Source organism: Streptomyces sp. NPDC058000, assembly GCF_042886435.1.
GTDB lineage: Bacteria > Actinomycetota > Actinomycetes > Streptomycetales > Streptomycetaceae > Streptomyces.
Window position 1 is genome coordinate 50,133 of sequence record NZ_JBHVQS010000027.1, and the last position, 14,424, is coordinate 64,556.

The 14,424-nt window shown below is 70.6% G+C and carries 16 protein-coding genes; 5 read left to right on the forward strand and 11 right to left on the reverse strand.

Features of this window, described 5'->3' with window-relative positions; genetic code table 11:
• Positions 1 to 235 precede the first annotated feature (235 nt).
• Complete coding sequence (locus ACFVT2_RS24515; RefSeq protein ID WP_390021361.1) at positions 236 to 1,075, reverse strand: TetR/AcrR family transcriptional regulator; 840 nt, start codon at positions 1,073 to 1,075, stop codon at positions 236 to 238.
• A 311-nt stretch (positions 1,076 to 1,386) separates the two neighbouring features.
• Here ACFVT2_RS24515 and ACFVT2_RS24520 point away from each other — a divergent pair, with 311 nt between their 5' ends.
• Positions 1,387 to 1,827, forward strand: a complete 441-nt coding sequence (locus ACFVT2_RS24520; RefSeq protein WP_390021362.1) for a nitroreductase/quinone reductase family protein — start codon at positions 1,387 to 1,389, stop codon at positions 1,825 to 1,827.
• Positions 1,828 to 1,912: 85 nt separating this feature from the next.
• On the opposite strand, the gene ACFVT2_RS24525 is transcribed toward ACFVT2_RS24520, so the two are convergent.
• The 5 genes from ACFVT2_RS24525 to ACFVT2_RS24545 all read right to left on the reverse strand — a co-directional run bounded on the left by ACFVT2_RS24525 (position 1,913) and on the right by ACFVT2_RS24545 (position 5,353).
• On the reverse strand, positions 1,913 to 2,212 hold the full coding sequence (locus ACFVT2_RS24525) for an anti-sigma factor (protein WP_390021363.1): 300 nt from the start codon (positions 2,210 to 2,212) through the stop codon (positions 1,913 to 1,915).
• Between the two features lie 45 nt (positions 2,213 to 2,257).
• The gene (locus ACFVT2_RS24530) at positions 2,258 to 2,773 is read right to left on the reverse strand and encodes a sigma-70 family RNA polymerase sigma factor (RefSeq protein ID WP_390021365.1); all 516 of its coding nucleotides are present in this window, start codon (positions 2,771 to 2,773) and stop codon (positions 2,258 to 2,260) included.
• A 175-nt stretch (positions 2,774 to 2,948) separates the two neighbouring features.
• A complete protein-coding gene (locus ACFVT2_RS24535) occupies positions 2,949 to 3,314 on the reverse strand; it encodes a glyoxalase (RefSeq protein ID WP_390021431.1) in 366 nt (121 codons plus the stop codon).
• A 333-nt stretch (positions 3,315 to 3,647) separates the two neighbouring features.
• Entirely contained in the window at positions 3,648 to 4,232 is a 585-nt protein-coding gene (locus ACFVT2_RS24540; protein ID WP_390021366.1) for a TMEM165/GDT1 family protein, read from the reverse strand.
• Positions 4,233 to 4,651: 419 nt separating this feature from the next.
• Complete coding sequence (locus ACFVT2_RS24545; protein WP_390021433.1) at positions 4,652 to 5,353, reverse strand: nitroreductase; 702 nt, start codon at positions 5,351 to 5,353, stop codon at positions 4,652 to 4,654.
• A gap of 165 nt (positions 5,354 to 5,518) precedes the next feature.
• On the opposite strand from ACFVT2_RS24545, the gene ACFVT2_RS24550 reads away from it, so the two are divergent.
• Together ACFVT2_RS24550 and ACFVT2_RS24555 are read left to right on the forward strand one after the other, a co-directional pair.
• On the forward strand, positions 5,519 to 6,133 hold the full coding sequence (locus ACFVT2_RS24550; RefSeq protein ID WP_390021368.1) for a TetR/AcrR family transcriptional regulator: 615 nt from the start codon (positions 5,519 to 5,521) through the stop codon (positions 6,131 to 6,133).
• Between the two features lie 133 nt (positions 6,134 to 6,266).
• Entirely contained in the window at positions 6,267 to 6,923 is a 657-nt protein-coding gene (locus tag ACFVT2_RS24555; RefSeq protein WP_390021369.1) for a class I SAM-dependent methyltransferase, read from the forward strand.
• Between the two features lie 254 nt (positions 6,924 to 7,177).
• On the opposite strand, the gene ACFVT2_RS24560 is transcribed toward ACFVT2_RS24555, so the two are convergent.
• The 5 genes from ACFVT2_RS24560 to ACFVT2_RS24580 all read right to left on the reverse strand — a co-directional run bounded on the left by ACFVT2_RS24560 (position 7,178) and on the right by ACFVT2_RS24580 (position 11,151).
• Entirely contained in the window at positions 7,178 to 7,831 is a 654-nt protein-coding gene (locus tag ACFVT2_RS24560) for a PhzF family phenazine biosynthesis protein (protein WP_390021434.1), read from the reverse strand.
• 256 nt (positions 7,832 to 8,087) lie between these two features.
• Positions 8,088 to 8,261: a hypothetical protein gene (locus tag ACFVT2_RS24565; RefSeq protein WP_390021370.1), complete on the reverse strand. Its 174-nt coding sequence runs from the start codon at positions 8,259 to 8,261 to the stop codon at positions 8,088 to 8,090.
• Positions 8,262 to 8,326: 65 nt separating this feature from the next.
• Positions 8,327 to 8,989, reverse strand: a complete 663-nt coding sequence (locus ACFVT2_RS24570) for an SDR family NAD(P)-dependent oxidoreductase (protein WP_390021372.1) — start codon at positions 8,987 to 8,989, stop codon at positions 8,327 to 8,329.
• Between the two features lie 282 nt (positions 8,990 to 9,271).
• Positions 9,272 to 9,910, reverse strand: coding sequence for a response regulator (locus ACFVT2_RS24575; protein WP_390021435.1), 639 nt, complete (start codon positions 9,908 to 9,910; stop codon positions 9,272 to 9,274).
• Positions 9,907 to 11,151, reverse strand: a complete 1,245-nt coding sequence (locus tag ACFVT2_RS24580; RefSeq protein ID WP_390021373.1) for a sensor histidine kinase — start codon at positions 11,149 to 11,151, stop codon at positions 9,907 to 9,909. Before ACFVT2_RS24580 ends, ACFVT2_RS24575 begins: the two co-directional genes overlap by 4 nt.
• A gap of 178 nt (positions 11,152 to 11,329) precedes the next feature.
• On the opposite strand from ACFVT2_RS24580, the gene ACFVT2_RS24585 reads away from it, so the two are divergent.
• Both ACFVT2_RS24585 and ACFVT2_RS24590 read left to right on the forward strand, forming a co-directional pair.
• Positions 11,330 to 11,797 carry a hypothetical protein gene (locus tag ACFVT2_RS24585; RefSeq protein ID WP_390021374.1) on the forward strand — a complete coding sequence of 156 codons (468 nt, stop codon included), beginning with the start codon at positions 11,330 to 11,332 and terminating at the stop codon, positions 11,795 to 11,797.
• A gap of 575 nt (positions 11,798 to 12,372) precedes the next feature.
• Positions 12,373 to 14,424: a prolyl oligopeptidase family serine peptidase gene (locus tag ACFVT2_RS24590; RefSeq protein WP_390021436.1), complete on the forward strand. Its 2,052-nt coding sequence runs from the start codon at positions 12,373 to 12,375 to the stop codon at positions 14,422 to 14,424.

Below are 14,424 nucleotides of genomic sequence, written 5' to 3' on the forward strand. Positions count from 1 at the left end.
AGTCGAGGAGGACACCGTCCGCCCGGGTCGCAGCCGGCACCCGGAGCCATCGAGCCCGCTGCGGCATGACGTATGACGGCCGGGACGCACTCGGCGCCCGTGGCGGACGGACGGGTCCAACGCGAGGACGTGGACTCTGGACTCTCAGTCAGCACCGAACCAGCAAGAAAGCCGGCGCTGCGCCGCCAAAGTGCCCTCGGCCGACGGTGGTCGCCAGTCGGTGGGTGACGATGGTTCAGGCCGAGGTGTCGCGGCCTGGGGCGGTGAGGCCGACGCTGCTGGCGAGTTGGAGTACGGCCTGCTCGAAGAAGGCGCTGCGGGCCTCGACGACCCGGTTGAACTGGCCGAAGAGCTCGAAACTCAGCAAGCCGAAGAGCTGCGCCCAAGCCCCGACCAGACGGGCCACTACGGCGGGCGGCAGCTCGACGCCCAGTTCCGCGCCGAGCGTCAGCGCATCGGCCACCACTGCATCGGGCAACGGCTCCGCGGGCTCCTTCAGCAGGCCGGCTGCGTACGCGTCCCGGGCGACACCGATGAGCGTGAGCCCGACTCGGGCGGCGGGCTCCGTCGTCGTGCGCGGCGCGTGATAGCCGGGGACGGGCGATCCGTAAATCAGCGCGTACTCGTGCGGATGAGCCAGGGCCCAGTCGCGCACCGCCGTGCAGATGGCGCACCACTGGGCGGTGGCACGCTCGGCGGCGCGAGCGCGGGCAGCGCTGTGTCCGGTGCCCGCGGTCCGGCTCTCACGCCGACTCTCGGGCTGGCTCTCGGTCCGGCTCTCGGTCCGGAGGGTGGCGGCGGGCGGCGCGGCGGCGGGTGCGGGGTGGGCGTCACGGGCATGCTCGGCGGCCGCGCCGAGCGCGTTGTAGGCGTCGACGATCAAGGCGGTGAGCAGGTCATCTCGGCTGGGGAAGTAGCGATAGAGCGCGGATGAGGCCATGCCGAGCGCTCGTGCGACGGCCCGAAGGGAGAGCTTGGCGGCCCCCTCGGCAGCGAGCTGTTTGCGCGCCTCGTCCTTGATGGCCTCGGTGATTTCACTGCGGGCCCGTTCCCTGGCTCCTCGAATCACTGTCATGAAGAGCAGTGTGACAGCCCGCAGAGCGCCGAACAAAAACGAGAGCACTGCTCTTGCTTTTGTTCGCCATCCACGTGCACACTGCTCCTAAGCGAGAGCATCGCTCTCGACCCAGAACACCGATCCCGCAGGTCCTCAGGTCCGTAGATCCACAGGTCCGCCGGTCCGCCGGTCCGCCGGTCCGCAGTCCGGCTGGCAGCACCACATGCAACCCCTGCCGAGCACTCACCGGTCACCGCGCCGTGCACGACACCAGCCCAGCCCCGCCCCGCGGCAACCCCGCCCACCACCACACCGAAACCGAGGCCCCCATGTCCCACTACCTGAAGCCGCGCCGTCTCGCCGCCCGACTCAACGGCACGATCGGCTGGCTCGCCCGTCGCGGTATCAGCCTCGCCGGCTCCGCCGACCTCGCCGTCCGCGGCCGCAAGAGCGGCGAATGGCGCCGCGTACCGGTCAACCCCATGGCGTACGAGGGCTCCCGCTACCTCGTCTCGACGCGCGGCGAATCCGAGTGGGTGCGCAACATGCGGGCGGCCGGCGGCGGCGAACTCCGTGTCGGCCGCCGCTCCCGCCCCTTCATCGCGGTCGAGCTGCCGCCCGCCGAGACCCCGGAGTTGCTGCGCACCTACCTCGATCGCTGGGGCTGGGAGGTGAAGTCGTACTTCGGCGGCCTCACCGCGGACTCCACCAACGAGGAGTTCATCGCCGCAGCCCCCCGCCACCCCGTCTTCCGGATCACCGAGTCCTGAGCACTGACCGGGCAATCGACCAGGCAACTGACCGAGCACGGGCTCCCCTTCGGCAACACCGCGCGATGCTCAACGCCCCGGCGCCTCAATGCCCTGGCGCCCTCACCCAGGGCCGGCCCGGTGGATCACGGTCGGACAAGCCCTGGACGGAGAGCAGCGCCAGCGAGGCGCTGGTCGGCCGGGTGGAACCGCCGTGGGGTTCGGCCGTCACCCCTACGCCGTCCGCGCCGCCCACGCCACCGGTCAGCAGCATCGCGCCGGAAGCCCGGCCGGTCTCGACGAGTCCCGCGGGCACCATCCAGCCGTTGCGGCTGTACCAGAGCTGATAGACCCTGCCGCTGGGCAGTTGGGCAGTTGGGCAACCGGTGATAGGCGAAGGCCGCACGGCCGAGCGCGTAGGCACCGGTCAGCGTGTGCAGATCCACGGTGCTCATGCGGCCACCGCCAGGCAGTCAGGAAGCCGGATCAGCCTGTCGCGCAGCCGGGTCTTGACGGTCCCGAGGGCAGCGCCGAGCAGGTCGACGGTCTCCCGGTAGGTGTATCCCCGGTAGTAGGCGAGGGTCACCGACTCCCGCTTCAATTCCGTCAGTTGTTCCAGGCACCGGCGGACCTGCTCGCGTTCCAGACGCCGCTCGACCTGTTCACTGGCCTCGTCGAGAGGGGCGGTGTACTTCCCCAGGCCGGCCCGGCGCTCGCGGTCTGCGGCCGCCTGCGCCGAGCGGACGCGGTCCACCGCGCGCCGTTGGGCGAGCGTCATGATCCGTCCCAGGGCGCTGCCCCGCCGGGCGCCGAAACGGGCCGCCGAGCGCCAGATGTCGATGAGGACCTCCTGGGCAACCTGCCCGGACTGCGCCGGCCCCCGGACCACCCGCCGCACCAGGCCCACGACGGTGCCGGCCACCAAGCCGCACAACGCGCCAAGCGCCCGTACGTCAGTGCCTTCCACCGTGCGCTCAAGCCCCTGATTCGGAGCGCGGACGACCGCGGATCGGACCACACGGACTGTTCCGTCCGCGTCACGGCCCGGGGCACGTACCAACGGCGCCCTCACCCGGCACTGCGGATCGTCGCGGCACCCTCACGCCCGTCGAGCGGGCGGCAGCCTCGATCCGGCTGCACCGTCAGCACCCGCGAACAGGTTCGAGGAACTCCAGCCGGTTCCCCAACTTGTCGCACGCGTAGAAGCGATGGTGCCCGGGGAAGTCGTCGTCCCAGGTGACGCTCACTCCGTGGGCTTCCAGCCGCTTGGCGAGGGACTGGAGCGAGGTCACGAGGATCCCGGGATGCGCCTTCCGGTTCGGGCGGAAGTCCTCCTCGACTCCCAGATGGACCTCCAGGCCGCCCCCGCGGAACCAACACCCGCCGCGAGCCGCCAGCGTTGGCGGTTTCTCAAGCTCCGTCATGCCGAGAACGCCGCCCCAGAACTCGCGGCAGAGTCCTTCCGCGCCTGGAGGAATCGCAAGCTGCACATGATGCAGGCCACCCAAGGCATATCCGAGATTCTCCTGAGCCACGTCTCCCCCTCCACGAAATCTTGACGTCAAGATAATGAGGTCGGTTGGACCTGGCAAGGGCGTCGACCTGGCACAGGAACGCGCGACATCCCGCACGGACACGACACGACACGACACGACCCGGATCACGGCGGCCATCCGCACCACCCTCACCAAGCCCCAACCACCACCAAGGTCACCGCACCACCGCACCACCCCATCAACGCACCACACCACCCACACCACACCACCGCACCGCATCAGCGCTGCGCCCGGGGGAGCAGGCCGTTGGGCACGGACTGGAGCCCTCCCCCGGTTCGTCTCACATCAGCTGGTGAAGGCTTCGACGAGGGTCCAGATCGCCAGGGCGGCCATACAGACACCGCCGACGCGCTGCACGGTCTTCAGCGGGACGCGCTTGGCGATGAACCGACCCACGAGCAGCGCGAGCGCGGAGACGGACATCAGGGCGGCGGCAGAGCCGATGGCGGTGGGCAGCCAACCGTTGGCGGCGGCGAGGTTGGCGGTGGTGATCTGCGTGAGGTCGCCCCACTCGCTGATGAAGACGGCCATGAAGGCGGTGGTGTACACGGGCCAGAACCCCGTGACGGTCTTGGTGCCCGCTTCGTCATCATCGTCGTCGCCTCCGCTGCGCAGCAGGACAAAGGCACCGAAGGCGAACAGGGCGGCGGAGACGAGCTTGACCGCGACGGTGGGCAGCAGCCCGATCAGGCTGCCGGCGCCGACGGCGATGGCGACGTGCACGATGAACGCGGTGGAGGTGCCGAACCACACGTACAGCGGACGCATGCGGGTGCCCATGGCCAGCGAGGCGAACATGGTCTTGTCGGGGAGTTCGGCGAGGAAGATCAGCCCGAAGGCGGTGACGATCGCCAGGGGGTCGAGAGTCATCCGGGTGCTTTCTGCTGGGGCCGGGCCGTCGGCTCGTACGGCACCCAGCGAGGTGACGGGAGAACCCTTCCGGCCCGGCATGATGGTGCAGCCCGCACCGTCTGTGCGGGCCAGGTCATGCCGTGGCCGAAGGTCTCGTCCACCGACCCGTTATCTGCGGCCGGCCCGGTGGCCGGGATGCCCCGTGGAGCGTCCAGTGTGTCGACCAGCGGTGTTTCGGGACTACTCCCCTTCGCCGCCGACCAGGGTAAACGGTAGGCATTGGGGAGATAAAGCGAGTGCCGGGTGGCCCCCGTCACTCCGGGTCCGGACGATCCTCCGGGCGCAGGGCAGCGAAGGCGATCCGGTGGGCAGGACGACCCGACGCGGCCGGCACGCAGCCACGCCCCCGGCGACCGGCCGGCCCCCAGTAACACGGCCTAGCCGTGGAATGTCGTGGTCGCCTCCAGTGCGGCGCGTTCGGCGATGACCTGGTTCACCGGCGCGGCGGCGTCCGCGTAGCCGAACGAGACCCCCACGAGCAATTTCCCCGTACTGATGCCGAGTTCGCCGCGCACGGTGTCGGCATAAAAGCTCAGTAACCCCTGCGGGCAGCTGTCCACGCCGTACGCGGTCATCGCCAGGAGCAGCGTTTGCAGATAGGCGCCCACGTCCGCGGCCAGCCGGGCATCGGCACGGTCGGAGACGAAGAGGAACGCGACGTGTGGTGCGCCGTAGAACCGCAGGCTCTCGGCATCGTAGGCGCCGCGGGCCGCATGATCGTCGCGGCCGATGCCCAGTGCGCCGTAGAGCCGGGCACCGAAGTCAGTCCGTCGACCCTGTTGCACGGGCGAGTACATGTCCTCGCTGTACGGGAAGTCGACGGAGACGCGGCGCGCGACGTGGGCCGCCTGGAGGGAATCCGCCAGGCGATCGCGCAATGCGCCGCTGACCACCTCCACCTGCCACGGCTGCGCGTTGGAGTTGGACGGCGCAGTGCCGGCCAGCGAGAAGATCGCGCGCATCGCCTCCGGGGCCACGACGTCGCCCCGGAACGCCCGCACGGCGCGCCGGCCGCGGATCAACTTCTCCGCGCAACCACTCAACTCGGTACGCCCGGACGCACTCGCGGACGCGCACATGGACGGACTCATGGACGCGCTCGCGGACGCGCTCATTGACGGACCCACGGACGGAGTCATGGAACTCTCCTCACGATGAATGAAGTAAACGCAACCGTTTACTTAAGTCGCACCGACTCTACCCAGTCGCCATGCCGGAAGTAAACGCAGGCGTACACTTCCGGCATGGTTACGGCGAAGGGGACGACGCAACAGCGAGGGCGGGGCGCGCGGGAGCGCATCCTGGCTGCCGCCGACCGGTTGTTCGCGCACCAGGGCATCACCGCGACCGGCATGGAACAGGTCGCGGAGGAAGCGCCGGTCTCCAAGCGCACGCTCTACGCCCACTTCCGTACCAAGAGCGACCTGGTGCTCGCCCACTTGCAGACGCTCGCGACGTCGGGGAGGACCCTGGAGGGCGTGCTGACCCTTGAGGAACTCAGCCCTCGGGAGCGGATCCTTCGACTGTTCGACCAGCCCGCCACGGACGGCGCTTCGGTACGCGGGTGCCCGTTCATCGATGCCGCCGCGGAGTTCCCCGACCCGGAGAACCCGATCCACGCCTACGCCCGCGAGCAGAAGCTGCTGATGGTGCGACTGGTCACCGCATTGGTGGCGGAACTGGGCTGCGCCGAACCCGACGCGCTCGCCGAGCAGTTGGTGACCCTCGCGGACGGGGCGGCCAGCCGCGCCATGGTGCTGAACCAGGCGGACTACGGCCGGCACGCACGCGCAGCCGCGCAGACACTCCTCGAACACGCCCTGCCCCGAGGCGAGTTGGCCGGGTCAGCAGGCCGGTAGACGCCTATTCCCCGTCCGGTCGGAGGCGCCGACCTTCCGCCCTCAGTCGATTACGGTGTCGGAAGAACCAGGACTGAAGAGCCCGGACCGAGAAACCAGGACCGAGGAACCAGGAATTTGGTGAAGTGCCGACATGACGTCTCTGCCGCACCGCATCCTTCGGGCGCTCGATCACTTCAATGCCGCCCACCCTTGGGACCACAACGCCCACTACCACCGCTGGATCCTGCGACAGTTCCCCAGGCACTGCGACACCGCCCTGGACGTCGGCTCCGGCAGTGGTGACCTGGCCAGACTCTTGGCCACCCGCGCCAACGAGGTGCACGGAATCGATTCCGACCCGACGATCATCGCCCAGGCGCGCAAACTGACTGCTCCGGCAACGCCGGTGACCTTCACGGCCCAAGACGCCCTGACCGGGTTCCCGGCCGACGCATACGACGTCATCACCTGCGTCGCCGCGATCCACCACCTGCCGTTCGTCGAGGCTCTCACGGTGTTCCGCGGGCACCTGGCGCCCGGAGGAACCCTTGTGCTTGTCGGGCTGTCCCGCCCTACGACTCCCACCGACTACCTGCTCGGAACCGCAGCCAGCCCGCTCAACGCGGCCATCGGCTGGCTCAAGAACAAGGGCCGCACGGCACCCCGCCCCGTCTCGATGACCGCCTTGACCCGACCAGCGGACATGCCCTTCCCCGACATCGTCCGCGAGGCCCGTGCGGTCCTCCCCGACGCGCGAGTGCGCCGCCGGCTGTTCTGGCGCTACACCCTCGTATGGCGCCACCGCTGAACGAACCCCGGGACCGCCCCCGCCGCCAAACGCGGAGCACGTTGGCTCTCCGTGCCCGTAGATGACCACTATGACCGCGAGACGACCGCGAGACGACCGCCATGACCTCGCTGTCCTCGCCGTTCGGGTCCCGGTCGGCCCGACCGGTACGACCCAGCACCCCTACGTCCCGGCGGCACGGCGGCACGGCGGCACGGCGGCACGGCGGCACGGCGGCACGGCGGCACGGATCAAGATTCGCCCTTGGCGCCGGGTCAGAACCCCTCGGCGCCCCTTCGTACCCGTCCGCCAATGCCGATCGCCCCCTCCCGGCCGACTGCCGTCACGATCTGCGAACCGCGCCCCTGGGTGATGGTGAGGTCACGGCCGAGCCGGGCCGTCAGAAGCAGGGCCGCGGCTCCGGTGGCCTCGTCCTCGTCGATACCGTCTCCCCGGCCCGGAAACCCTCGCGCCCGAACCCGACCCTCCGCCTCGTCCTGCCAGGCCCAGGCATAGATCCACTCTCCGGGCGGCGGCACCGCGAGCCCCTCCACCTCCGCCGCCGAGTCATACTGACGCAGCGTGCGCCCCGACGACCAGGCAGCCTGTGCCTCGATCCAAGTGAACTCCCCCTCACGCCGCACCCTCACCACCCCGGCGGGAGTGACCAGTTGGGACACTCCGATCAGCCAGGCGGCTCCCACACAGGGGTGACCGGCGAACGGAAGCCGTGCGGTGGGGGTGTAAATGTCGATGACTCCCCGGGCAGCATCATCGACGAAAACAGTCTCGCTGAGGCCGAGCTCCCTGGCGAAGGCCAGCCGCTCGTTCTCCGTGGGGACAGCAGCGCCATCCCGGACAAGACCAAGCACGTTTCCAAAACGGCCATCGGGACCACAAAAGACCCGTGCCGTGTCAAAATCCGTCACGCGGGCAGTCAACCACGCCGGACCGGCCACTCGGTCGAGCATTTCCTCCCCCCCTCGCATCCATCGGACACGCGCGCCAGGTACCTGCGACTACCCTCGATCCGCCACGCGTTCACCGAATTCCCAGAGAGCACCGCAATCACCGCAATCATCGTGATCACCGCAATCGCCGTCATTGAGGCCCGGAAGGTAGCTCATCCCGAGCTCATCCCGGCTTGGTGGCGGACACAACCGTGGTCGGCATCCAGCGGCCACTTCACCACATCCGCGCTCCCACACCGCGGCGGGTGAGGTTACGCAAACCCAGCCGTCGCAGATCAGCGCCGTACTGGCGGGTGTTGCGGATGTCAGCAACGACGAAGCAGCCGCCGGGTCCGAGCACCGGCACCGCCTCCTCGATCGCCGAGGTACGACCGGCGACGCCGGACACCAAACCCTGCGGTTCGCCCCCGCTCTGGCGGAGAGCACCGCAGCGGCATTGGCCACGCCGGGCTTCTAGTTGACCGTTTCGCCGTCGATCAGGACGTCGCTCTCCCATTGGTCGGCCGACTGCCGGGCGAGCCGTAGGTAGTGCTCGGCAATCCGGTCGGGGTCGAGGGGAGAACCCGGGGAAACCGGCCCGCCGACGGTGACGGTGGCGATGTGCACCCCTTGCGGTCCGAACTCGTCAGCGAGCACCGCGCGGGCCGCGCGCAGCCCGGCCTTGCCTATGGACAGACTGGTTGCCGTGACGCGGGCGGTTGGCATACCGGAGGTGAGCAGGACGGTGCCTCCGCCGGCGGCCGCCATGCGCGGAGCCAGGTGCGTCACCGCGCTCACCGCGCCGACCACGTTGACCCGTAGAGTCGCCGCCAGCTCCGTGGCCGACAGTTCGCCGGGGCGGTCGTAGCGGACCCACGCGGCGTTGTACACCAGCACGTCCGGGACGCCGAGCCGCTCGACGGCGGCATCCAGCCCGGACCGTAGCGATATCTCGTCGGCTGCGTCGGCCAGCAGGCCGAGCGCCTTGCCTCCGACCTCCTCGACCGCCGCGACGGCCCCGTCGACGGTGGACCGGGAGCGGGCCAGCACTGCGACCGACGAGCCCTCACGGGCGAACCGGCGGGCCACTGCCTGGCCGATGCCAGGCCCCGCGCCGATCACGAAGGTTCCAGCCATGGTGGGTCAACGTCCTTTCGGTGGCACCGGGTCGATCGGCTGCCGCCGACCGGTGCGGTTGAAGGGGTAACCGCGGCCGCCTTGCTCCGTATTCCGCATTCCGCAGCGCAGATACCCGGGCTTGCTGACGAAACCGCGCCGCAGATCACGCGCCTGGTTTTGACGCCGAGGCGTACAAGCAGCGCAACATCGTAGAACGACGCGATCACAACTACGCCCGAGCCAGGGCCAAGGCCAAGGCCGAACCGGCTCCGGAAGCGGAGCCGTAGCCGGCGTCACCCCCTACCCGCCCACCCCCATGAAGCGGAGTACGGCCAGTACCCTCCGGTGGTCGCCCTCCGCCTTGGGCAGGTCCAGTTTCGCCAGGATGCTGTTGATGTGCTTGGCCACCGCGCTTTCGCTGACCACAAGTTGGGCGGCGATCCCCGCGTTGGAGCGGCCTTCGGCCATCAGTGCCAGTACCTCGCGCTCGCGCTCGGTCAGCCGCTCCAACGGGTCGCTGGGGCGCCGTACCAGCAGCTGGGCCACCACCTGCGGGTCCAGGGCCGTGCCGCCGGCCGCGACCCGGCGCAGCGCCTCGATGAACTCCTCGACATCGGCGACCCGTTGCTTGAGGAGGTAGCCGACGCCGCTGGTGTTCGCGGCGAGCAGTTCGGCGGCGTAGCGTTCCTCGACGTACTGGGACAGCATCAGGACGGCGGTGTCCGGCCACTGTTGCCGGATGACCAGTGCGGCCCGCACCCCCTCGTCGGTGAAGCCGGGCGGCATACGGACGTCGACGACGGCGATGTCCGGGCGGTGTTCTTCCACGGCCCGCAGCAGTCCCTCCGCGTCCCCGGCCTCGGCCACCACCTCGAACCCGGCCGTCTCCAGGACTCGGACCACCCCGATCCTGAGCAGAACGGAATCCTCGGCGATCACAGCGCGCTTCTCAGCGTGCACGGCAGCTCCACGGTGATGACGGTCGGGCCCCCTGGGGGGCTGTCGATGGCGAGGGTGCCGTCCACAGAGGCCACGCGGTGCGCGAGCCCGGTCAGGCCGGTTCCCCCGGAGGGGTCCGCCCCTCCCCTGCCATCATCGGTGACCCGCACCCGCAGCCTGTCACCGGCCCGTATGGCCGCGACCTCGGCGCGGCTCGCCCGTGCGTGCTTGGTGACGTTCGCCAGTGCCTCGGAGACGACGAAGTAGGCCACCGCCTCCACGGCGGGCGCGGCCCGCTCGGCCACGTCGACGGTGACCTGGACGGGCAGGGGCGCGCGGGCGGCGATGCCGGAGAGTGCCGCGTCCAGTCCGCGGTCGTCCAGGACGTGCGGGTGCAGGCCGCGCACCAGGTGGTTGAGCTCCTCAAGGGCCTCCTTCGCCTCGCGGTGGGCCTCGTCGATGACCGCACGGGCCTCGGGCGGCAGATCGGTGAGGGTGGCCCGGGCCAGGCCCAGGTTGACCGCCAGGGACACCAGCCGCTGTTGGGCACCGTCGTGCAGATCGCGTTCGATGCGGCGGCGTTCGGCGTCGGCGGCGGCCAACGTCTCGGCCCGGCGTTCGGCCAGGTCCTCGACCCGCCGCTCCAACTCCTCGGCCCGGCTGGGCCCGAGCAGCCGCCGGGCGATCACCGACTCCAACCGGACCACGGAACCAGTCAGCCGCGGCAGGAACGGCAGCACGGCCAGCCCGGCCACGGCCAGGAGCCAACCGTCGACGTTGGCCCACTGCATGAAAGCCCACTCCTGTGGAAACACCCAGTACCAGCCATACAAGGTGATGCCGCCGATGCTGCCCACCCATAGGGCGAGCACCAGAGCCTCGACGACGCCCAGCACCGGCCCGGCGAGCTGGTGGTAGCCGAGCTGGCGCCAGTACGGGCCGGTGCGCAGCCGGCGCCAGGCGCGCTGGAGGTCGTTGCGCCCCTTGACCGGTGGGGTGCGGGGGATGCCGGTGTCCGCGTACGCCGCGAAGCGGCGGCGCTGGAGCCAGGTCACGGCCGTCGCGCCGACAGTGGCGAAGGCCAACGCCACCACGGCGCCGCCGGGGGCGTAGGCGACGGTGACGCTGAACCACACCCACAGCAGGAGGGCGGCACCGTGCAGCAGGACGCCGGTGTACAGGAAGGCGATCTGCGCTCGTATGCGGGCCGGGCGGCGTGGCCGCACGTCGGGTCGGGTCATGGGTACGACGGTAAACGCCCAGGTCAGCGGGGGCTATCACGCCTGTGTCCGGAACGAGGGTGTAGCTGGTGCCACCCCAAGTCGGACACCGGTGTTACTGACCGGGGCCGGTGGAGAGTGGAGCGTTGGTCACGAGCCCGAAAGTCGGGTTCGTGACACCGGAAGGACCTCCTCCGCCATGGCCCTCCTCGCCTTCAGCCCGCTTGCGGACGACGGACGTTGCGCAAAGACCGGCGTCGGCCGTGGCGAACCGGTCCACCTCGGCCGCGCGCACCGTTGGCAGGGCCGCATACTGGCGGCCTCCGGTCTGGCCCTGCTGCCGTGGCTCGGCTACCTCGCCGGCACCCTGCCACCCGCCGAGGCGGCGGCCTGGGTCGCCCTCGACGCGCTGGAGGCCGCCGCCCTGCTCACCGCCGGCACCCGCCTGCTGCGCGCCGACGTCCGCCATCGCGCCCCTGCGGCCGCCGCGTCCGTGCTCCTCCTCGCCGACGCGTGCGTCGACCTCGTCGCCGCTGCCCCGGGCCTCGAACTGGCGGCTGCGACGGCCATGGCCGTCGCGGCTGAACTTCCCCTGGCCGCACTGTGCGCCTGGCTTGCCTCGCGGCCGGCGCAGGGCACCTCGGGGGCGGGCGACGAGGCACCCTGACGACCGGCCAGGCCGACGTCCGCCGCGTATAGCTGATCGCCACTGACGGCAAATCTCGATGCACTGCGGTCTACCGACGGTGCGGCATGCGCATCGTCAACGTCACCCGGGTGCGGTCGACGCTGCGATTCTCACCGTTCGCCTGCGCCCGCTGTCGGCGTCCGGGTATGATCCGCTGACTCCGTTCGACCGTCGCCTCTGCGATCACCGCAGGCCGCCGTCGTCCCCGCGCAGACGCCCGGCAGGACGACAACGAGCCATCAGCGGCTTCGGATTCCGGATCACCCGCTGCGTCCTGCCAGCGACTTACCCGGCCCTGTAGCCGGGTCGTACGTTCCCCCACCTAGCGACGCCCGACTACGGCATGCGCACACTCTGCACCACGGTCACCACACACGCCGCACACCTGTCCAGGTATGCGGCTGCCGTCTTTGCTGCACCCCATGGAGGACACCACCGTGAAACGACAGACCGAGGACACCGAGAACACCCCAGGCACCGACGACACCGCTGATTCCCCCAACTCCGACCGATTTCCTGAGCAGTTCGCTCGCACCCGGCGTTTCTCCCTCGGTGTGCCCAGGCAGTTCAGCGTCTCTCCCGACGGGCGACGGGTGCTGTTCGTGCGTACCGGGTCGGGTAGCGATCCCGTAGGGCGGCTGTGGCAGCACGAGGGAGGTGAGGAGCGGCTGTTGGCCGATCCGGTGCTCCTGGTGGGTGGGGGTTCCGAGGACGTCCCCGAGGAGGAACGGCTACGTCGGGAGCGGGCGCGGGAGCGTTCGGTCGGCGTGGTGGGGTACGCGACCGATGACGCGGTACGGGTGGTGGCGTTCGCGCTGTCCGGTGCGCTGTGGCTGGTGCGGACCGATGGTGGTGCACCGTTCACCGTGCCGGCGGCCGGGCCGGTGGTCGATCCTCGGCCGTCGCCGGACGGGCGGTACATCGCGTACGTGAGCGGGCGGGCGCTGCACGTCGTCGGGCTGGACGGCGACGACCGGCAGCTGGCGCGCCCGGAAGGACCGGAGGTCTCCTACGGGCTCGCCGAGTACATCGCCGCCGAGTCGATGAGTCGGTCGCGCGGCTATTGGTGGGCACCGGACGGCCGTGGCCTCCTGGTGGCGCGGGTCGACACCTCGCCGGTGGCGCGGCGCTACCTCAGCGATCCGGCGGACCCGGCCCGGCCGCCGCAGGTGATCCGCTACCCGTCGGCGGGCACCGCCAACGCGGAGGTGACGCTGCATCTGCTCACCCTGGACGGCGGCCGCACCGAGGTGTCCTGGGACCGCGCGCGGTACGAGTACGTCGTCGATGCGGGTTGGGACGCGCACGGCCCGTTCGTGGCCGTGCAGAGCCGGAACCAGCGGGTACTGCGGACGCTCGCGGTCGATCCGTTGACCGGCGCCACCGAGGTGCGGCACGAGCGGACCGATCCCACCTGGGTGGAACTGGTGCCCGGCACCCCGGCCCGGACAGCCTCCGGCGGCCTGGTGCTCCCGGAGGACGACGGCGACACCCGCTGCCTGACCGTGGACGGGCGGCGGGTCACGCCCGAGGGGCTACAACTGCGCGCGGTCCTGGGCGTCGAGGGCGAACGGGTGCTGTTCACGGCGAGCCAGGATCCGACGGAGACCCATGTGTGGCGCCACGAGCCCGGTGCCGGGTGCCGCCGGCTGAGCGGAGATCCCGGTGTCTGGACCGGCGTCGGGCGCGGTGGGACGACCGTCCTGGCGGGCCTCACACCACGGGGGCACGAGGTGCGCGTCGTCCAGGACGGCGACGGTCCGGCGCAGCGCTCCTCTCTGGGCATCGCCTCGCTCGCCGAGGAACCGGTGATCGTTCCGCGACAGCTCCACCTCACCCTTGGGGAACGGGAATTGCGGGCGGTGCTGTATTTCCCGTCCTGGTACCGGCAGGGCACAGGGAAGCTGCCGGTGCTGCTCGACCCGTACGGGGGCCCGTCGTTGCAGCTCGCCGTACGGGCGCGGGGGTGGACCAGCGGTGTGTCCCAGTGGTTCGCCGAACAGGGCTTCGCGGTCCTGGTGACGGACGGGCGGGGCACTCCGGGTCGGGGGCCCGTCTGGGAGAAGGCCGTGTACGGCGACCTCTTGGGGCCCGCGCTGGAGGACCAGGTGGACGCGGTGCGCGCGGTCGGGGAGCGCTTCCCGGACCTGGATCTGGGGAGGGTGGCGATCCGCGGCTGGTCGTTCGGTGGGTTCCTGGCCGCGGCGGCGGTCCTGCACCGCCCGGACGTCTTCCACGCCGCGGTCGCCGGTGCCCCGCCCACCGACCAGCGGATGTACGACACCCATTGGAAGGAGCGGTTCCTGGGCCACCCCGATGAGCAGCCGGAGAACTACGCGCACTCCTCCCTGACCGGCCACGGCCATCTGTTGCGCCGCCCGCTGATGCTCATCCACGGGTTGGCGGACGACAACGTCGCCGTTGCGCACACCCTCCGCTTCTCCGCGGAACTGCTGGCGGCGGGCCGGCCGCACACCGTACTGCCGCTGCCCGGTGCCACGCACCTCCCCGCCGACGACGCGGTCAACGCCAATCTGCTGCGCGTCCAGCGGGACTTCCTTACGGACGCGCTGCCCGCTCCCGAGGAGGGCCCCACCGGACGCTGA

Coding starts and splice junctions, on each gene's coding strand:
- ACFVT2_RS24540 (WP_390021366.1), bottom strand. CDS start 4,232: ATGACTCTCGACCCCCTGGCGATCGTCACCGCCTTCGGGCTGATCTTC.
- ACFVT2_RS24520 (WP_390021362.1), top strand. CDS start 1,387: ATGTCCCACTACCTGAAGCCGCGCCGTCTCGCCGCCCGACTCAACGGC.
- ACFVT2_RS24515 (WP_390021361.1), bottom strand. CDS start 1,075: ATGACAGTGATTCGAGGAGCCAGGGAACGGGCCCGCAGTGAAATCACC.
- ACFVT2_RS24580 (WP_390021373.1), bottom strand. CDS start 11,151: ATGACCCGACCCGACGTGCGGCCACGCCGCCCGGCCCGCATACGAGCG.
- ACFVT2_RS24550 (WP_390021368.1), top strand. CDS start 5,519: ATGGTTACGGCGAAGGGGACGACGCAACAGCGAGGGCGGGGCGCGCGG.
- ACFVT2_RS24545 (WP_390021433.1), bottom strand. CDS start 5,353: ATGTGCGCGTCCGCGAGTGCGTCCGGGCGTACCGAGTTGAGTGGTTGC.
- ACFVT2_RS24570 (WP_390021372.1), bottom strand. CDS start 8,989: ATGGCTGGAACCTTCGTGATCGGCGCGGGGCCTGGCATCGGCCAGGCA.
- ACFVT2_RS24585 (WP_390021374.1), top strand. CDS start 11,330: ATGGCCCTCCTCGCCTTCAGCCCGCTTGCGGACGACGGACGTTGCGCA.
- ACFVT2_RS24555 (WP_390021369.1), top strand. CDS start 6,267: ATGACGTCTCTGCCGCACCGCATCCTTCGGGCGCTCGATCACTTCAAT.